The following is a 17,586-nucleotide window of genomic DNA, read 5'->3' as shown; positions in this document are numbered from 1 at the left end:
GCGGCAATGGCGCTGATCGAGCTGCGCGGTGTGGAGAAGCTCTACCGCATGGGCGACGTCGTCGTGCCGGCGCTGCGCGGCGTCGACCTGACGATCGAGGAAGGCGAGTTCGTCGCGGTCATGGGCGCCTCGGGTTCCGGCAAGTCGACGCTGATGAACGTGCTCGGCTGCCTCGACCGGCCGACGCGCGGACACTACCGCCTCGCCGGGCACGAAGTCTCGACCCTGGATCGCGATCGCCTCGCGACGATCCGCAACCGTCTGCTCGGCTTCGTGTTCCAGAGCTTCAATCTGCTGGCCCGCACCTCGGCCCTCGAGAACGTGGAACTGCCGCTGCTCTACGCCAACGTGCCGGCGACACAGCGCCTGCAGCGGGCCCGCGCCGCGCTGGAACGCGTCGGCCTCGGCGCGCGGCTGGATCATCATCCGAGCCAGCTTTCCGGCGGCCAGCAGCAGCGGGTCGCCATTGCCCGTGCGCTGGTCACCGACCCGCGGCTGGTGCTTGCCGACGAGCCGACCGGCAACCTGGATTCGGCGACCAGCATCGAGGTCATGCGCCTGCTGCAGGCGCTCGGACGCAGCGGCATCACGGTGGTGCTGGTCACGCACGAGCCGGATATCGCCGAGTACGCCGCGCGCGTGATCACGATGCGCGACGGCCGCGTGCTCGCCGACGAACGCCGCACCCCGGTGGCGGCATGAGGCCGTGTCCATGAGCCCGCTGGCGGTCCTGCGCATCGCAGTGCGCGCGCTCGCGCGCAACAAGCTGCGCTCGTTCCTCACCGCGCTCGGCATCATCATCGGCGTCGCCGCGGTGATTGCCATGGTGTCCATCGGCGAGGGGGCCAAGGCGCGGGTCGCGCAGACAATCGAGTCGATGGGCTCGAACCTGCTGGTCGTGCGCGGCGGATCGAGTTCCGGCGGCGGTGTGCGCGGCGGCTTCGATTCGCAGCCGACGCTGACCTGGGACGATCTCGACGCGATCCGCGACGAGCTGCCGTCGGTGCGCTATGCCGCGCCACTGCTCGGGACCGGCGCCGAGGTCATCGCCGACGGCGCCAACTGGACCACGCAGGTCCAGGGCACGACCCCGGCGTACTTCGCCATCCGCAACTGGGACGTCGCGCTCGGCACGCTGTTCACCGAATCCGACGTCGCCAGCGCCGCCAAGGTCGTGCTGCTCGGGCGCACCGTTGCCGACGAGCTGTACGGTGCCGGCAGCGATCCGCTGGGACAGACCGTGCGCGTGCGCAACGCACCGTTCACCGTCGTCGGCGTGCTGCAGTCCAAGGGCCAGTCCGGCTGGGGCCGCGACAACGACGACGCCGTCTTCGTGCCGGTGAGCACCTACCAGTCGCGGATCGAAGGCGGCCTGTCCAAGTTCGTCGCCGGCCAGCTGATGATCGGCGCCTACAGCACCGAGGGCACGCAGGCGGCGGAAACCCAGATTCGCGCGCTGCTGCGCGAGCGCCACCGTCTGGCGCCGAACGCCGAGGACGACTTCTCGATCCGCAATCTCGCCGAGATGGCCAGCGCCGCGACCGAGAGCACGCAGACGATGACCGCCCTGCTCGCCGGCATCGCCTTCGTCTCGCTGGTGGTCGGCGGCATCGGCATCATGAACATCATGCTGGTCTCGGTGACCGAGCGTACACGGGAGATCGGCGTGCGCATGGCGGTCGGCGCGCGTCCGGGCGACATCCTCGCGCAGTTCCTCGTCGAGTCGCTGGTGCTGTCGGTGGTCGGCGGCATCGTCGGCGTCGCGCTCGGCATCGGCACAGCGCAGCAACTCGCCGAGCGGTTCGGATGGTCGCTGCTGGTGCGCGCCGACATCGTCGTGCTGGCCGTCGGCATCAGCGGCCTGGTCGGCGTGGCTTTCGGCCTGTACCCGGCGCGCAGGGCCTCGCGCCTCGATCCGATCGAGGCACTCCGATTCGAGTGATCAGCGCGCCTTGAGCAGGTCGCGGATCTCGGTCAGCAGCTTCTCCTCGGCACTCGGCCCCGGCGGCGGTGGCGGCGGCGCCGCCTCTTCCTTGCGCTTGAGGTTGTTGATGCCGCGCACGACGAAGAAGACCGCGAGCGCGATGATCAGGAAATCGACCACCGCCTGCACCAGCCGGCCATAGCCGAGCAGGACTGCCGGCTGGTCGCCCTGTGCCGCCCTGAGCGTCAGCGCCATGTCGGAGAAGTCGACGCCGCCGACGAGCAGGCCGATCACCGGCATGACCACGTCGCCGACCAGTGACGAGACGATCTTGCCGAAGGCCGTGCCGATGACCACGCCGACGGCGAGGTCGACGACGTTGCCGCGCATCGCGAACTGCTTGAACTCGCTGGCCATGCCCATTGCACGCTCCCTGTCATGAACTGACGGGATTGTATGCCCGCCCGACGGGATGTCGCTCAGTCGCCGGCGGCCAGTCCGGCGGCGAGGTCCGCATAGCGGGGGACGAAGCCCAGTTCCTCGCGCGCGCGGTCGATGCGCAACCGCTTGGATTCCTCCATGAACGACCACATCGCCGGCGTGAACCGGCGGCGCGCTTCCTCAAGGCCGACGGCTTCGGGCTCGGGCAGGCCGAAATGACGGGCGCAGCGCGTGAAGTAGTCGGCCATCGTCGTCGGCGAGCCGTCGGCGATGTTGTAGGCATGGCCGCCGACGCCACGGACCGCGGCGAGCACTGCCGCGCTTGCCAGATCCTCGGCGTGCACGCGATTGGAGTACGGCGACTCTTCGGCGCGCAACACCGGCGTGCCGCTGCGCAGGCGCTGCAGCGGCCAGCGCCCCGGCCCGTAGATGCCGGGCACGCGCAGGACGACCGTTGCCGCCCCCGCGGTCGCCGCCCATTGCGTGAGGGCGGCCTCGGCATCGGCGCGCCGCCGCGCACGGGCACTCTGCGGCTTGAGCGGTTCGCGCTCGTCGATCCAGCGGCCGTCGCAGTCGCCGTAGACCCCGGAGGTCGACACGTAGACCACGCGGCCGATGCTTCCGCGCTGAGCCGACAGCCAGCCGCGCAGCCGCGTGTCGGTCTCGCCGTCGCCCGGCGGCGGCGCGAACCAGAACAGCCACGGCCAGTCGCCGGCGTCCTGCGGGTGGTCGAGGTCCTCGATCCGCACCTGTGCACCCAACTCCTCGAGGGCCCCCCGCTTTTGCGGGTCGCGCAGGATTGCCGTAACCTCGCCGCCCGCTTCGCGCAAGCGTCGCGCCACGCGCAGACCGATGTCGCCGCAGCCGGCGATCAGCGCGCGCGGCGGACTCAGGAGTTCATTCATGGTGCCGCGAGCATGACACATCAGGTGCGTCTGGCCGGGCGCACGACGGCCTTCGACGTCGCCGACGGCGAAACCGTGCTGCAGGCCGGGCTGCGCAACCACCTGGCCCTGCCGTTCGGCTGCCAGTCCGGAAGCTGTGCGTCCTGTCGCGTGCGCAAGCTGGAAGGCGAGGTCGCCTATGCCTTCGAGCCGCCTGCGCTGTCGGCGGCGGAGATCGAGGCCGGGTACATCCTCATGTGCCTCGCGCAGGCGCGGTCGGACCTGGTGATCGACCTGCACCAGCCGCCGCAGATCGAATCGCTGCGGCCACGGCAGCTGCCCTGCCGCGTGCAGTCCAAGACCTGGCTGGCGCACGATGTCCTCGGCCTGAGTCTGAAGCTGCCGAAGAACAGCGACTTCACCTGGCTGCCCGGCCAGTACATCGACCTGCTGCTCGACGATGGCCGCCGCCGCAGCTTTTCGATTGCCAACGCGCCGGGCCGCGGCATGCTCGAGCTGCATGTGCGGGTCGCGCCGGGAGGCCGTTTCGCGCACTGGGCGGCACACGAGATGCCCGAGCGCGCGATCCTTCGCTTCGAAGGACCGCTCGGCGCGTTCTACCTGCGCGACGAGTCGACGAGGCCGGTGGTGATGGTGGCCGGCGGTACCGGCATCGCGCCGATCCACGCCATGCTCGAAGCGCTGACCGCGGGCACCCACACGCGTCCGGTACGGCTGTACTGGGGGGTGCGCGCCCAGCGCGATCTCTACATCCACGAGCGCTTGCTGCGCTGGGCCCGGGAGCACGACTGGCTGCGCTACGTCCCGGTGCTCTCGGACGCCGACGACGGCTGGGACGGCGCCCGCGGCCTGGTGCACGAAGCCGCGCTGCACGACCAGCCGGACCTGCACGACGTCGAAGCCTACCTGTCGGGTCCGCCGGTCATGGTCCGTGCCGGCAAGCAGGCGTTCGCAGCGGCCGGGCTCGACGCCGACCATCTGTTCTACGACAGCTTCGACTACGCCCACGAGACCTGGCCGGCGGTCGGCTAGGGAAGGCCCATCCGCAATGGCTGGCGTGGCGCGCTGCGACGACCGATCGCGCCGAAAACGGGCTACTGCGCTGCCAGCTCCAGTCCCTGACGGTAGAACCGCTGCGCCTCTTCGGGCTGCTGCGTCTGTTCGCAGACGCGCGCCAGCGCGAGGTAGGCGGCGGCCGAGGGCGCCAGCTTGACCACGGCATCGAGGTAGCTGCGCGCCTTGCCCCACAGGCGGTTGCGCAGGCAGGCACGTCCGGCGGCGATCAGCAGTTCCGGCCGCTCGCCGTAGCGCGTCAGCCACTGCTCGATCGCCGCGAGCTGGCCGAGCGCGTCCGCCGGTTCGAGCTGGCCATAGAGTTCGGCGAGGCCGGCATCCCACTCGCGCGCGAGCGTGTCGCTCGCCAGCGCCATCGCCTCGGCCTGCGCGTTGAGCCGCGCGAGACTGCGTGCGTATTGCAGGCGCACGACCGGCCACTGTCGCGCGTCGGTGGGCGTCTGCGCCCACAGCGCCTTGACCCGCTCGAGGCGCGCCTCGCCTTCGGCGAGCCGCAGGCGCTCGCCGAGCGCCCGCTCAAGCATCGCGCGACGCTTCGACGGGTTGAGGTTCGCCGTGGCGGCCGCGTCCTGCAGCAGCAGGTGCAGGGCCTCCCATTCGCCGAGTCCGTGCAGCGCCTCGGCCAGCAGTTCGACGGCGTAGGGCTGGCGGATATCCATCTGCCGCAGGCGCTCGGCGGTTTCGCGTGCGGCAACGAACTCGCCGCGCTCGATCTGCAGCTCGGCCTGGGTCAGCAGGGCGGCGCGTTCGATGTCCGGCGCCAGCCCGGTCGCCAGTCGCAGGTAGTGATCGCGGCGCTCGCCCGCGCCGAGCCGCTGCGCGGCACGTGCCGCGCCCAGGTAGTTGAGTTGGGCGGCGTGGTGATCGGCCGCGCGGCGCACGAGTTCGACCTCGGCACGGCGCCAGTCGCCTTCGAGCAGGTGCAGCAGGCCGGTTTCGAACGACCGCTGTGCGCGTTCGCGCCGACGGCGGTCGATCATCGTGCGCAGCGATTGCGGCAGGCGCACGCTGCCGACGAGCAGGCGCAGCAGCAGCCACGTTGCGAAGACCAGCACGGCAAGACCGAGCAACAGGCCCAGCAGCGAGGTCTCGAGGACCCAGCCACGGAAGCCCACCAGCACGTAGCCGGTCTCGTCGCGCAGATACCACGCCGCCGCCGCACCCAGCGCGAGCGCCACGACCGCAATCAGCAGCGTGCGGATCATTGAGCAGCCGGCTCAAGGTGAGCCCGCAGCAGCACGAGGCTGCCACTGATGTCGGGCAGCGGCGGGTCGAGCTGCAGCTCCTGCAGCCGCGCGAGCTCCGCCTGCACCGCGGCGATGGCGGGATCGTTGGCGCTGAAGTAGTCGTCGAGCCACGCCGACGCGGACCGGCACAGCTCGCGGAAGGTGGCCACGTCGCGGCGCAGGAGCGCGGCGCGGGCGCCCTCGAGCTTGAGTGCGAGCACCTGGCGGATCAGCGCATCCTGTTCGACGCTGAGCAGCTGCGGCGGCGGCCCGCCCTCGCGACGGATCGTGAACGCACTGGACACGGCACGCTTCACCGCCATCCAGGCCCGCTGCCAGCGCGAGCCCGCCGCTTCGGCGTCCGCTGCGGCAGCCTCCGGCCGGAAGCTGTCCGGCACCTGGGCCTTGAGGGCGAACTGCGGCGCCCGTTCGATCACGCTGGCCAGCGTCAGCGCGGCACCGGGCGCATCGGCACGCGGCACGGCCTGCAGCGCGGCTCGCTCGCGTGCGATCGCCTCGCGCACACCGAACAGCCGCGGATCGGCGAGAACCGCCAGACGGGCGTCGGCGGCCTCCAGCGCGACGAGGGCGGCGGAGACTTCGCGCCCGACCTGCAGACGGTCGTTGGCCTGCATCAGCAGTTGTTCGATCACCGCGAGCTGCACGCGGCTGCGCCCGCCGCCGAGCTCCTCGCGCAGCACACCGATGGCCTGGTCCTGCGCGTCGAGACGGTCGGCGAAGCGGGCGATCTGCGTGGCATTGCGCTGCACCGCCACCGCCTGATCGGCGCTGCGCGTCTGCAGCCGCTCGACCTGCGCCGCAGCGCCTTCCATGCTCGCGCGCAGGCGCTCGATCTGGGTATCGCGCTCGGCAACCATCCCCTCCAGCCGCCGGTAGCCTTCCCAGCCCGCCGCGGCGACCACCGCCACGAGCACGATGAGCAGCAGCACGGCCCAGCCCAGGCCGGAGCCACGGCGCGAGACCGGGGCCTTGGCGGTGTCCGGTGCCGCTGCCGGCGCAGCGGTCTGCGGCGCCGGTCCCTGCTCCCGGGCGTCGTCGCCCGCGGGGGATGTCGCGTCTGCCTTGTCTTCTTGATCCGTCATGAGCGGGGGTCTGTCCCGGTTCTGCCACCAATGTTCGAGAACGCGCAGGCAGCCGGTATCGCCCGTCTGCTCGGGAACCAGGGGCGCGGTTCTGAAGCCGAGTTCGAGCGCCTGTTCTACCACACGCCGACTCGGCACAACCAGTTGAAGATCGAGCAGACGCAGGCGCGCCTCGTCGGCAATGCGCGTGAACATCAGGCGCAGTGATTCGCCGTTGGTGAACACCGCAGCATCGACCGACGACACGGCGCCGGCCAGCGCCTCGGCGGTGTGCGGCAGCGCCACCCGGCGGTAGACCTCGACGCGGCTGACCTGCGCGCCACGCGCCGTCAGCTCCTGCTCAAGGGCATTGCGACCGCCCTCGCCGGTGACGACGACGATGCGACGGCCCTGCACGTCGAGCAGGCGTTCGAGCGCCAGCACCGCCTCGCTGTCGTGTTGTCCGTCTGGGACGCTCACGTCCTCGATGCCGGCCTGTGTCAGGGCGCTCGCCGTCGCAGGACCGATGGCGATACAGGGCGGCCAGACGCCGGCATCGAGCGCGCGTGCGTAGCGCACCGCGTTGACGCTGGTGAAGATCCACGCCAGGGCGTCGCGCTGCTGCTGGAGCTGGGCGGCGGCGGCGGCCGACTGGCGGATCGGCTCGATCGCCTGCATCGGCAACTGCACGACCGTTGCCCCGTGGCGTTCGAGCAGGCGACAGAGCGGCTCGGCCTGCTCGGCCGGCCGGGCGACCAGCACGCGCAATCCGTCGAGGCTGCGGTCGTCCACGGTCAGACGTGGATGCCGAGCGGCGCGAGAATCGTGCGCGCGCCGGCGTCCAGCAACTCCTGCGCGAGGCGTTCGCCGAGCGTGGCCGCCTCGGCACGCGGTCCTTCGATCGCGCGGCGCACCAGCGTCGAGCCGTCCGGCGCACCGACCAGGCCGGTCAACCGCAAGCGCTCGCCGAGAAACACCGCGTGGCCGGCGACGGGCACCTGGCAGGCGCCACCCAGCCGCGCGTTCATCGCCCGCTCGGCGGCGAGCCGATGCTCGGAGTCGAGGTCGTGCAGCGGAGTCAGCAGCGCGCGCGTGCGCGCATCACCTTCACGGCACTCGATGCCGACGATGCCCTGGCCGATCGCCGGCACGAAGCGCTCGACGTCGAAGCGCTCGCGGATCCGGTCGGCCAGGCCCAGCCGGATCAGTCCGGCGGCGGCGAGCAGGATCGCGTCGTACTGCCCCTCGTCGAGCTTGCGCAGGCGTGTGCCGACATTGCCGCGCAGCTCGGAGACGCGAAGGTCCGGACGCAGCCGCCTCAGCTGGGTCTGGCGGCGCAGGCTGGAGGTGCCGACGTGCGCCCCCTGCGGCAGGGCGTCGAGCGAGGCATGGGCATTGGAGACGAAGGCGTCGCGCGGATCCTCGCCCTGCAGGCAGGCCGTCAGCACCAGTCCGTCCGGCTGTTCCACCGGAACGTCCTTCATCGAATGCACGGCGATGTCGGCGCGCCCCTCGAGCATCGCCTGTTCGAGCTCCTTGACGAACAGGCCCTTGCCGCCGATGGCCGCCAGCGAGGTGCCCAGCAGGCGATCGCCCTGCGTGGTCATCGGCACCAGCTCGACCGCGAGCTGCGGATGCGCCGCCTGCAGGCGCACGCGCACGTGTTCGGCCTGCCAGAGCGCAAGCGGCGATTCGCGGGTGGCGATGCGAAGTGTCATGCGAGAAAGCGTGCCCAGTGTCCGGAGCCCGCATTGTCCCACGAGTCTCCGGTCCGGGCCCTGCGCCGCGCTCAGTGTCGGTGAGGAATCTCCGCACCTCGGCCAGCCGCCGCCGCGACACCGGCAGCGGATCGTTGACGTGCTTGAGCTTGAGCCAGTGATGCGGATCGCCCTGGCGGTCGCGCTCGAGCCCGGCGATGCAGCGCGTGTTGACCAGCGCCTTGCGGTGAACGCGCAGGAACAGCGGCTCGAAGTCTGCTTCCAGCGTCTTCAGGGACTCTTCGATCAGCACCTCACCGTGCAGGTGGTAGACCGTGGTGTATTTCTGGTCGGCGAGGAAGTACAGGATCTCGTCGACCGGCACCCGCACCAGACCGTCGCGTGTCGTCGCCAGCACGAACTCACGCTTGGGCTTGCCGCCGTCGCCGGGGGCCGCACCCTGCGGCTTCTGCGCCCGGGTTGGCTTGCGTACGCGCTGCAGGGCATCGCGCAGCTTCTCGAGCCGGATCGGCTTGAGCAGGTAACCCTGAGCGCTGGCGTCGAAGGCCGACAGCGCGTGTTCGGAATAGGCCGTGGTGAAGATCACCGCCGGCGGCACGTCCATCTCGGCGAGCTGGCGACCGACCTGCAGACCGTCGATCCCGCCCATGCGGATGTCGAGCAGCACCAGATCGGGCTCCTCGTCATCGATCACGTCGAGCGCGGTCTCGCCGTCGCCGGCCTCGCCGACGACCTCGTAGCCCGGAAACTCCTGCAGCAGGCGGCGCAGGCGTTCACGCGCCAGCGGTTCATCGTCCACGATCACGACGCGCATCTTCATTCCCCTCTTGTATCGTCCGCCCGCCTGGCCGCATCACGCCCGTCCGGCGATTCCCGGCGCGGTTGCGCCGGCAGCACCAGCCGCGCACGGAACACGCCGCCTTCGAGCCGCAGATCGCGCCCCATCTCGAGGCGCGCCCCCTCACCGTAAATCAGGTTCAGGCGCTGAGCAATATTGTCGATGGCGATGCGGTTACCGCTGCTCGGCTGACCGTCGCCGCCGGCCATCGGGTTGGTCACCTCGATGATCATGCGGCCGAAGATCTCGCGCGCCGCGATGCGGATCGCCCCGCCGCCGGCCAGCCGCGACACGCCGTGATGCACGGCGTTCTCGATCAGCGGCTGCACGACCAGCTTGGGAACCTTCCAGCTCAGCAGTTCCTCGGGCACGTCCCATTCCACCTTGAGCTTGTCGCCCAGGCGCAGTTTCTCGATGCGCAGATAGGCGTGGCACAGGCCGATCTCCTCGACCAGCGGCGCGACCTGCCCGCGCTTCTCCAGGCTAGCGCGAAACAGGTCGGACAGATCCTCGACCATCATCTCGGCCTCGTTCGGGCGCACCTGGATCAGCGCGGCGAGGCTGTTGAGCGCATTGAACAGGAAGTGCGGACGGATGCGTGCGTTGAGCGCCTGGTAGCGCGCTTCGCCCTCCGCCTGCACCTGCATCGTCCACTGGTTGCGCACCCAGAAGTAGCGCAGCAACAGCATCGCGACAATCGCTGCAATGCCGGTGTGCCGCAGCACGAACTCGAGCCGCGACTGCGACGGCGCGATGAACGCCCAGGCCAGCGCATGCGTGATGCGGTGGGCCAGATCGGCGATCAGCATCACGATCACCACGAGCATGCCCCAGCAGAAGAAGAACACGACGCCGGCACGCGCCACGCCGATCCAGCGCCGCGCCCAGCACATCGCCGCGGCCGAGCACAGGCTGATCCACTGCAGGTACAGCGAGATCAGCAGCAGCTTCTCGACGCCGGCGCGTCCGGTTGCGCCGCTGCCCAGCGTCAGCACGATCGCCACCAGCTCCATCGTGAACGCCAGCGTCAGCACGCTGCGCAGCGAGCAGAAGTCGGGAAACAGGTCCAGTGCCTGCGCGGTCGAGGGTCGGATGCGTTGCACGCGGCGATGGTCGGCAGGTATTGGCCCGCAGCAAGGTTCGCAGGGGTGCGCCGCGCCGGCAAGCGCGCCCGTCGTCCGGCCGGGGCCTGCTATCAGGCCCCTGGCGTCCGACGCCTATAATTCGCGCCCGGCTCCCGTTTGCACTGCCATGTCCAGCAACTCCGATCAGAAACCCAGCCAGAAGCCCAGCCAGAAGCTGTGGGGCGGCCGCTTCGCCGAAACGACCTCGGCGCTGGTCGAGCGCTTCTCCGAATCGGTGAGCTTCGATGCGCGCCTGTACCGGCAGGACATCCGCGGCAGCCAGGCGCATGCGCGCATGCTCGGCAAGGTGGGCGTGCTGTCGTCGGCGGACGTGGACGCCATCGTCTCCGGGCTCGACGGCATCCTCGCCGACATCGAGGCCGGCCGCTTCGAGTGGAAGACCGAGCTCGAAGACGTGCACATGAACATCGAGGCCGCGCTGACCGCCCGCATCGGCAACGCCGGTAAGCGCCTGCACACCGGCCGCTCGCGCAACGACCAGGTCGCCACCGACCTGCGCCTGTACGTGCGCGACGTCATCGACGAGCTGGTCCCGCTGATCGACCGTGTCGCTGGCGGCCTGCTCGACCTCGCCGAGCGCGAGGCGGACACGGTGATGCCCGGCTTCACCCACCTGCAGATCGCGCAGCCGGTCAGCTTCGGCCACCACATGCTGGCCTGGCGCGAGCAGATCCTGCGCGACCGGGCGCGGCTGCTGGACTGCCGCCAGCGGATGAACCTGCTGCCGCTGGGCGCGGCCGCACTGGCCGGCACGGTCTACCCGATCGACCGCGCCTTCGTTGCCGAGCAGCTCGGCTTCGACGGCGTGACCGCGAACTCGCTGGACACGGTGTCGGACCGCGACTTCGCGATCGAATTCTGCTTCGCGGCGAGCCTGACCCTCGTGCACCTGTCGCGCTGGAGCGAGGAACTGATCCTCTGGGCGACGCCGATGTTCGCCTTCGTCGACCTGCCCGACCGCTTCTGCACCGGCAGCTCGATCATGCCGCAGAAGAAGAACCCGGACGTGCCCGAGCTGGTGCGCGGCAAGACCGGCCGCGTGGTCGGCAACCTCAATGCCCTGCTGGTGCTGATGAAGGGCCAGCCGCTGGCCTACAACCGCGACAACCAGGAAGACAAGCCGCCGCTGTTCGACACCGTCGACACCGTGTCGCTGTGCCTGCAGGTCTACGCCGAGATGATTCCGGCGATCACGGTGCGCCGCGACAACTGTCGCGCCGCCGCCGCCAAGGGCTTCTCGACCGCCACGGACCTCGCCGACTACCTCGTCGGCAAGGGCCTGCCGTTCCGCGACGCCCACCACGCCGTCGGCAGCGCCGTCGGCTTCGCAGCCAAGAAGGGCTGTGACCTGTCGGAGCTGTCGCTCGACGAGCTCAAGGGCTTCTCGCCGCTGATCGGGCAGGATGTCTACGCACGCATCACGCTCGAAGGCTCGCTCAATGCCCGCAACCATGTCGGCGCGACCGCGCCCGCACAGGTGCGGGCAGCGATCGCGCGGGCGCGGCAGAACCGCTAGGGCGCGGTCAGCGCCTGCAGCTCGACGAGGCTGGCCTGGTTGACCTCGATCAAGCCGCGCCGCGGCCGGTCGAGGTCGATGATGATGAAGACCAGCAGCACGATCAGCACGACCATCACGTAGGTCACGAAGGACGCACGCTGGCCCGACAGGCCGGACGTGAAGCCGACGATGCTGCCGGTCAGCAGGAAGGTGCCGTAGAGCAGGAACAGCACGATCTCCGGCACGTGACGTTCGAGTGCCGCCGCGCGCCGTCCGTAGGCATCGAAGACCTCGTTCAGCGCCTGGATGAACAGTCCCGAGGTCACCGGCCCCGGATCGGCCGCCGCCGCCTCGGTGGCGGTACGCCACATCGCGGTTTGCGCATGCGCCGACGCCGCCAGCAGGCCGGCGCGCGCATCCACGTCGGTGGTGGCCCGCGCTCCCGCCTGCACGCGCAGGTCGATGTAGTGGCGCATCTGCTCGCGCGCCTGCTCGCGCTGCGCCGCCGGCAACAGATCGGTGCGCAACCACGCCGTGCCGATGGCATTGGCCTCCTCGACGACGGCCTGGCTGCGGGCGTCGAAGCGCTGCAGCGCCAGCGACAGCGTGAACGCCAACAGCAGGCCGAGTACGCCGAGCAGCGAGGCCTGGATCGCGCTGACCTGCGAGCGCGACGACTCGACCGTGCTCGCGGCCCAGCGCGCCCCGATCCGGAAGCCCAGTTCGATCACCGCGATCATCGACAGCAACAGCACCATGACGATCACGACACTGCTCTGGTCGTACATGATCTCTCTCATTCGGGATGCTCCAGCAGCCCGGCAGCCACGCGGCAAGGGCCGGTCCGGGGACATCGGGGGCAAGGGATGGGGAAGCCGCCCGGCCAGGCCGGACGAGGCGCACGATAGCCGAAGTCTGACGCACGAGGCAGGGCCGGCACGGTTGGCATCGCTCAACTGGTATGATAAGTTGACCACATGACAAGATCGGCTTTCTCCGTCGCCCGCCGCGAATCGCTGTCCGACTCGGTCTACCGGCAGATCAGGGGCAAGATCCTGCGCGGCGAACTGGCCGCCGGCGCGCCGCTGCCGGCGGAGCGGGAGCTGTCCGAGGTCACCGGCGTGAACCGCGGCGCCGTGCGCGAGGCGATCAAGCGCCTGCAGCAGGCGGGGCTGGTCGCGGTGCGCCAGGGCGGCAACAGCGTGGTGCTCGACTATCTCGACGAGGGGGGGCTGGAATTGCTGCCGAATCTGCTGGTGGATGGCGACGGCCGACTCAATGGCGGCGTCGTACGCTCGATCATGGCGATGCGGTCGGCGCTGGCCCCGGACATCGCCGCCGCTGCGGCCCGCAAGGGCGGCGCCCGCCTGGCCGATGAACTCGATGAGGTTCTGGCGCAGATGCGCGCGCAGGCCAGGGACACCCGGGCCCTGCAGGCGCTGGCGCTGGCGTTCTGGAAGAAGCTGGTCGAGCGCGGCGGCAACATCGCCTTCCGGCTCGCGTTCAACTCGATGACCAAGACCTACACCCAGGTTCAGGACATCCTGGCAACGGTGCTCGAACCCGAGTTCCGCGATGCCGAGAACCTGACGGCGATCGCCCGCGCCGTGCGCACCGGCGACCCGGAAGCGGCCCGCGCCGCCGGTCGGCGCCACGTGGAGATCGGCCGTCAGGCCCTGGAGCGCGCACTCGATGCCGTCGAGGCGCAGGGAGGTCGGCCGTGAAGCAGGCGAAGATCGACGACGGGCGGATGATCGCGGCCCACGAGACGGCGCAGCGCAACCCGATGCGTCCACCGGACAGCCTGCCGCGAGACGCCGGTGCCGCGTTGCGCGTGTTCTGGTCGCACCCGAGCAGCCTGATCATTGCGGGGTTCGTGCTGCTGTTCGGCGGCTGGCGCATCGCGCTGGGCGGGTTCGGCTGGATCGACGCCGCTATCGCCCTCGGCGTACTCGCCTACTTTCCGGTCAACGAGTGGCTGATCCACGTGGTCATGCTGCACTTCCGGCCGCGCAGGCTGTTCGGCCGCACGATCGACTTCTACCTGCCGAAGACTCACCGTCGCCACCACGCCGACCCGTGGAATCTGGCCTGGGTCTTCATTCCGCGCCACGTGCATCTGCTCGTCGCGCCGACGGTCGCACTGCTGCTGTGGGCGCTCTGGCCGTGGAAGGAATGGGTGCTCAGCGGCGTCACCGCCTATCTGCTGCTCGGCCTGCACTACGAATGGGTGCACTTTCTCGCGCACATTCCGTGGTGTCCGGACCATGCGTACTACAAGCGCCGCGTGCGCGAGCATCGCTACCACCACTTCCGCAACGAGAACTACTGGTGGGGCGTGTCCATGGGCCTGGGCGACCGTCTGTTCGGCACCGCGCCCAAGGTCGAGGACGTCGGTCGCTCGGGCACCACGCATGCGGTAGGCACCCGCTGACGGCTTGCGCCATCGGCACCGCTGGCGCACCCTGCGCGCCGCAACCCGACACGGCCCGAGGTCATGATCGTCTTCGTTACCGGCGCCAGCGCCGGCTTCGGTACCGCGATTGCGCGGCGCTTCGCCGCGGACGGCGCGCAGGTGATCGTCAGCGGGCGACGCGGCGAACGCCTGCGTCAGCTCGCCGCGGAGCTGGGACCACGCGTGCTGCCGCTGGAGTGCGACGTGCGCGACCGCGCCGCGGTGGAGCAGGCCGCCGCGCAGCTGCCGGCCGGGTTTTCGGCCGTCGATGTGCTCGTCAACAACGCCGGTCTCGCACTCGGCCTAGAGCCTGCCCACGCCGCACGTATCGACGACTGGGAGCGGATGGTCGATACCAACATCAAGGGCCTGCTGTACATGACAAGGGCCCTGCTGCCGGGCATGACCGAACGTCGTCGCGGACACGTGATCAACATCGGCTCGATCGCCGGCGAATGGCCGTATCCCGGCGGCAACGTCTACGGCGCGACCAAGGCCTTCGTGCGGCAGTTCTCGCTGAACCTGCGCGCCGACCTGCTCGGTACCGGCGTGCGCGTCACCGACATCGAGCCGGGCCTGTGCGCGGGCACCGAGTTCTCGAACGTGCGCTTCCACGGCGACGACGCCCGCGCCGCGAAGGTCTACGAGAACACCACGCCGCTGTCGGCCGAGGACATCGCCGACACCGTGCACTGGGTCGCCACGCGACCTGCGCATGTCAACGTCAACACCCTCTCGGTGATGCCGGTGGACCAGGCCTTCGCGCCGCTCGCGATCCACCGTCGCGGCGACGACGGCCGCTAGGCGCCTGGGCGGCAGGAACCGCCGGGGCTCCTAGACCTGCGGTTTCGTTCCCGCGTCGGCGCGCTGGCGCAAGGCATCGACGCGCGCGCGCAAGCGCTCGTCATGACCGTAGATGTCACGGCGGAAGCTGATGCGCTCGTCGTCCTCGTCGACCCACGCGGTCAGGTAGTACAGGCGCACCGGCACCTTGTCGTCGAGCGCGATGCGGCTGCGCTCGCCACCGTCGACGGCCTCGCGCACGCGCTCGGCGTCCCAGTCCGGCTGGCCGTCGAGCAGGTAGTCGGCCAGCTCGACCGGGTCACGCACGCGGATGCAGCCATGACTGAAGGTGCGCTGGACCTCGTCGAACAGGTGTCCGGCCGGCGTGTCGTGCAGATAGATCGCATGCCGGTTCGGGAACATGAACTTGATGCGGCCCAGTGCGTTCTTCGGCCCGGGGCGCTGACGCAGCAGGTACGGAAAGTCGTCACCGGAACCCGCGTAGCCGGCCCAGTCGATTCCGGCGGGATCGATCGACTCGGCATTCGGTCCCGGCTCGCGCACGACTTCCATGTCGTTCGCGCGCAGGTAGTCGGGGTCGTCGACGATCTTGGGAGCGATCTCGTTGACGATGATCGAGTCGGGCACGTTCCAGTACGGGTTGATCTGTAGGTACTCGATCTCGTCGGCGAACGCCGGCGTCGCGTGCCGTTCCTTGCCGACGATCACCGGCATGCTCAGCACGACCTCGTCGCCGTCGAAGGCGCGCAGCCGGAAGCCGGCGAGATTCACCGCGACATGCCGGCTCTGCGGCGGATCGGGCAGCCAGCGCAGGCGTTCGAGATTCCAGTCCACCTGTTCGAGCCGCTGCTCAGCGCTGACGTTGAGCATCGCCTGTACCTCGGGACCGAGCACACCGTCGTCGGCGATACCGTGGCGACGCTGGAAGTCCTTGACCGCCGCGACCGTTGCCTCGTCGTAGCGTTGCGGATCGTCACCAGATTCGTCGCGCGCCAGCTCGCCGCCGGCCAGCAGCCGCTGCCGGATCTTCGGCAGCACCGGATGCTGCTCGCCCGGCTCGATCACGCCTTCGTACTGCACCGTTTCCCAGCCGCCCTCCTGAATCCGCCGCACCAGCTCGCGGCGTGCCGCGACCAGCCGACGGTAGTCGTCGGTCCGGGGCTCCAGCGCTTCGATCGCGTCCTCCACGCCGTGCTCGTCGAGCAGGATCAGCGCCTGCGCGGGATCGAAAGGGCGTCGCGGAATCAGCCAGCCGTCGACGTCGGCAGGATCGGTGTGGCCCTGGGTCACGTCGCCGGCATAGCGCAGGTAGACGCGGCTCAGGGCGATCTCGGTCTGAGCGCGCAGCGTCGGGTCCATGCGCAGGCCGAGTTGCGCCGCCACCGATTCCGGCTTGTAGGGCGCACGCAGCAGACCGCGCGCATCGGCGCTGCGCAGCTGTTCGAGCAAGGCCTGGGCCGGGCCGGCGGCAGCGTCGCCACCGTTGTCGTTGGCGCGGGTCCAGAAGGGTTCGTGGTCACGTCGGGCGTAGAACGCGGCGATGGCGCGATCCTGATCCTGCGGCTGGCGAAGCTGTTCGATCAGCGCCGCCCGCACGTCCTGCAGGCCGGCGTCGCGTTCGGCGCAGGCGCCGAGCGCCACGGCGGCCAGCGCAGCGAGCGCAGCCAGCAGGTTTCTCGACGTCATCGAAGCAAGCGGCACGGTGTTCACGCCACCGATGTTTGCCGCATAGGACTGAGAGGGTGTAGACAAAACAATCAGGTTGTCAGACGACGCAGGAGGAGCCGTGCCTCTGCAAGCCAGATCCAGGCCTCCGAGACGTTCGCCAGGCGATCGTGATGCATGATGAGTCTGCGCGCGCGCTCGTTCCAACCGTGGGTGCGTTCAACCACCCAGCGCTTGGGAAGGACGACGAAGCCGTTGGCATCGGCCCTGACAGGGAACAACTGGCCCTGAGCAGCGTGATGCCACGATCCGCCGTTGCCATTGGCGGGGTGGCGGACCACCTCGACGGTCAGCGCGTGCGTCTGGTTAAGGGTTTGTGCACAGCGGCCAGCGTAGCCGCCATCGACGAACAGGGTCTGCACCGAAGGATACTTCTGCTTGGCGGTGGCAACGACCGCATGCGCGGCGTCGCGGTCCTGCACACTGGCGGCGGTGACGGTCACGGCCAACAGCAGGCCCAAGGTATCGACCACAAGATTGCGCTTGCGCCCCTTCACCTTCTTGCCGGCATCGAAGCCACGCTCGCCGCCCTGCGGCGAGCTGCGTGTGGATTGCGCATCCAGCACCGCTGCCGTCGGTGCGGCGGTGCGGGCCTCGCGCTCGCGCCACAGGCTGCGCAGACGATCATGCATCTGTTCAAACTTGCCTTGCGCGCTCCATCGACGAAAGGTCTTGTAGACGTTGTCCCAGTGCGGGAACTCGCTCGGCAGCATCCGCCACGCGCAGCCCGTGCGCACGACGTAGCAGCAGG

The 17,586-nt window shown here is 69.9% G+C and carries 16 protein-coding genes and 1 pseudogene; 7 read left to right on the top strand and 10 right to left on the bottom strand.

Annotated features, from left to right (window positions below):
- Nucleotides 1-6: 6 nt before the first annotated feature.
- Both C8D93_RS16030 and C8D93_RS16025 read left to right on the top strand, forming a co-directional pair.
- On the top strand, nucleotides 7-702 hold the full coding sequence (locus C8D93_RS16030) for an ABC transporter ATP-binding protein (RefSeq protein WP_170124062.1): 696 nt from the start codon (nucleotides 7-9) through the stop codon (nucleotides 700-702).
- A gap of 10 nt (nucleotides 703-712) precedes the next feature.
- Nucleotides 713-1,942, top strand: coding sequence for an ABC transporter permease (locus tag C8D93_RS16025; protein WP_110266242.1), 1,230 nt, complete (start codon nucleotides 713-715; stop codon nucleotides 1,940-1,942).
- Here the strand turns inward: C8D93_RS16025 and mscL are convergent, their stop codons facing one another.
- Both mscL and C8D93_RS16015 read right to left on the bottom strand, forming a co-directional pair.
- Nucleotides 1,943-2,347 (bottom strand): large-conductance mechanosensitive channel protein MscL, encoded by a 405-nt coding sequence (gene mscL / locus C8D93_RS16020; protein WP_110266241.1) that lies wholly within the window; start codon nucleotides 2,345-2,347, stop codon nucleotides 1,943-1,945.
- A gap of 56 nt (nucleotides 2,348-2,403) precedes the next feature.
- A complete protein-coding gene (locus C8D93_RS16015) occupies nucleotides 2,404-3,270 on the bottom strand; it encodes an NAD-dependent epimerase/dehydratase family protein (RefSeq protein ID WP_110266240.1) in 867 nt (288 codons plus the stop codon).
- Between the two features lie 12 nt (nucleotides 3,271-3,282).
- Between C8D93_RS16015 and C8D93_RS16010 the strand changes: the two genes are divergently transcribed.
- Nucleotides 3,283-4,302: a 2Fe-2S iron-sulfur cluster-binding protein gene (locus C8D93_RS16010; RefSeq protein ID WP_110266239.1), complete on the top strand. Its 1,020-nt coding sequence runs from the start codon at nucleotides 3,283-3,285 to the stop codon at nucleotides 4,300-4,302.
- 62 nt (nucleotides 4,303-4,364) lie between these two features.
- On the opposite strand, the gene C8D93_RS16005 is transcribed toward C8D93_RS16010, so the two are convergent.
- The 5 genes and pseudogenes from C8D93_RS16005 to C8D93_RS15985 form a co-directional block, all read right to left on the bottom strand.
- Entirely contained in the window at nucleotides 4,365-5,549 is a 1,185-nt protein-coding gene (locus C8D93_RS16005) for a heme biosynthesis HemY N-terminal domain-containing protein (protein ID WP_110266238.1), read from the bottom strand.
- On the bottom strand, nucleotides 5,546-7,444 hold the full coding sequence (locus tag C8D93_RS16000) for a uroporphyrinogen-III C-methyltransferase (RefSeq protein WP_110266237.1): 1,899 nt from the start codon (nucleotides 7,442-7,444) through the stop codon (nucleotides 5,546-5,548). The genes C8D93_RS16005 and C8D93_RS16000 overlap by 4 nt, the downstream gene beginning before the upstream one ends.
- A 2-nt stretch (nucleotides 7,445-7,446) precedes the next feature.
- A complete protein-coding gene (hemC, locus tag C8D93_RS15995) occupies nucleotides 7,447-8,370 on the bottom strand; it encodes a hydroxymethylbilane synthase (protein WP_110266236.1) in 924 nt (307 codons plus the stop codon).
- A 142-nt stretch (nucleotides 8,371-8,512) separates the two neighbouring features.
- Nucleotides 8,513-9,184, bottom strand: a pseudogene (locus C8D93_RS15990) (LytR/AlgR family response regulator transcription factor); the annotation flags it as partial.
- A 2-nt stretch (nucleotides 9,185-9,186) separates the two neighbouring features.
- Complete coding sequence (locus C8D93_RS15985) at nucleotides 9,187-10,311, bottom strand: sensor histidine kinase (RefSeq protein ID WP_110266235.1); 1,125 nt, start codon at nucleotides 10,309-10,311, stop codon at nucleotides 9,187-9,189.
- A gap of 148 nt (nucleotides 10,312-10,459) precedes the next feature.
- Here C8D93_RS15985 and argH point away from each other — a divergent pair, with 148 nt between their 5' ends.
- Nucleotides 10,460-11,869, top strand: a complete 1,410-nt coding sequence (gene argH / locus C8D93_RS15980; protein ID WP_110266234.1) for an argininosuccinate lyase — start codon at nucleotides 10,460-10,462, stop codon at nucleotides 11,867-11,869.
- On the opposite strand, the gene C8D93_RS15975 is transcribed toward argH, so the two are convergent.
- The gene (locus C8D93_RS15975; protein ID WP_146216637.1) at nucleotides 11,866-12,651 is read right to left on the bottom strand and encodes a bestrophin-like domain; all 786 of its coding nucleotides are present in this window, start codon (nucleotides 12,649-12,651) and stop codon (nucleotides 11,866-11,868) included. The genes argH and C8D93_RS15975 overlap by 4 nt on opposite strands.
- Nucleotides 12,652-12,828: 177 nt before the next feature.
- Here C8D93_RS15975 and C8D93_RS15970 point away from each other — a divergent pair, with 177 nt between their 5' ends.
- The 3 genes from C8D93_RS15970 (at nucleotide 12,829) to C8D93_RS15960 (ending at nucleotide 15,110) form a co-directional block, all read left to right on the top strand.
- Complete coding sequence (locus C8D93_RS15970; RefSeq protein WP_110266232.1) at nucleotides 12,829-13,575, top strand: FadR/GntR family transcriptional regulator; 747 nt, start codon at nucleotides 12,829-12,831, stop codon at nucleotides 13,573-13,575.
- The gene (locus tag C8D93_RS15965; RefSeq protein WP_110266231.1) at nucleotides 13,572-14,285 is read left to right on the top strand and encodes a sterol desaturase family protein; all 714 of its coding nucleotides are present in this window, start codon (nucleotides 13,572-13,574) and stop codon (nucleotides 14,283-14,285) included. The genes C8D93_RS15970 and C8D93_RS15965 overlap by 4 nt, the downstream gene beginning before the upstream one ends.
- A gap of 63 nt (nucleotides 14,286-14,348) precedes the next feature.
- Nucleotides 14,349-15,110, top strand: coding sequence for an SDR family NAD(P)-dependent oxidoreductase (locus C8D93_RS15960; RefSeq protein ID WP_110266230.1), 762 nt, complete (start codon nucleotides 14,349-14,351; stop codon nucleotides 15,108-15,110).
- Between the two features lie 30 nt (nucleotides 15,111-15,140).
- Here C8D93_RS15960 and C8D93_RS15955 read toward each other — a convergent pair whose 3' ends face one another.
- Both C8D93_RS15955 and C8D93_RS15950 read right to left on the bottom strand, forming a co-directional pair.
- Complete coding sequence (locus tag C8D93_RS15955; protein ID WP_146216636.1) at nucleotides 15,141-16,796, bottom strand: L,D-transpeptidase family protein; 1,656 nt, start codon at nucleotides 16,794-16,796, stop codon at nucleotides 15,141-15,143.
- A 71-nt stretch (nucleotides 16,797-16,867) separates the two neighbouring features.
- On the bottom strand, nucleotides 16,868-17,586 hold a 719-nt coding region (locus tag C8D93_RS15950), incomplete at its 5' end, for an IS5 family transposase (protein WP_110266228.1).

It is taken from the genome of Sinimarinibacterium flocculans (genome assembly GCF_003201205.1).
GTDB lineage: Bacteria > Pseudomonadota > Gammaproteobacteria > Nevskiales > Nevskiaceae > Solimonas > Solimonas flocculans.
This window is presented reverse-complemented; position numbering and strand designations above follow the sequence as displayed.

Bases quoted from the DNA above. Each gene is read 5' to 3' on its own strand.
- C8D93_RS16030 (WP_170124062.1), top strand. From the start codon at position 7: ATGGCGCTGATCGAGCTGCGCGGTGTGGAGAAGCTCTACCGCATGGGC.
- C8D93_RS16025 (WP_110266242.1), top strand. From the start codon at position 713: ATGAGCCCGCTGGCGGTCCTGCGCATCGCAGTGCGCGCGCTCGCGCGC.
- mscL (WP_110266241.1), bottom strand. From the start codon at position 2,347: ATGGGCATGGCCAGCGAGTTCAAGCAGTTCGCGATGCGCGGCAACGTC.
- C8D93_RS16015 (WP_110266240.1), bottom strand. From the start codon at position 3,270: ATGAATGAACTCCTGAGTCCGCCGCGCGCGCTGATCGCCGGCTGCGGC.
- C8D93_RS16010 (WP_110266239.1), top strand. From the start codon at position 3,283: ATGACACATCAGGTGCGTCTGGCCGGGCGCACGACGGCCTTCGACGTC.
- C8D93_RS16005 (WP_110266238.1), bottom strand. From the start codon at position 5,549: ATGATCCGCACGCTGCTGATTGCGGTCGTGGCGCTCGCGCTGGGTGCG.
- hemC (WP_110266236.1), bottom strand. From the start codon at position 8,370: ATGACACTTCGCATCGCCACCCGCGAATCGCCGCTTGCGCTCTGGCAG.
- argH (WP_110266234.1), top strand. From the start codon at position 10,460: ATGTCCAGCAACTCCGATCAGAAACCCAGCCAGAAGCCCAGCCAGAAG.
- C8D93_RS15975 (WP_146216637.1), bottom strand. From the start codon at position 12,651: ATGAGAGAGATCATGTACGACCAGAGCAGTGTCGTGATCGTCATGGTG.
- C8D93_RS15970 (WP_110266232.1), top strand. From the start codon at position 12,829: ATGACAAGATCGGCTTTCTCCGTCGCCCGCCGCGAATCGCTGTCCGAC.
- C8D93_RS15960 (WP_110266230.1), top strand. From the start codon at position 14,349: ATGATCGTCTTCGTTACCGGCGCCAGCGCCGGCTTCGGTACCGCGATT.
- C8D93_RS15955 (WP_146216636.1), bottom strand. From the start codon at position 16,796: ATGACGTCGAGAAACCTGCTGGCTGCGCTCGCTGCGCTGGCCGCCGTG.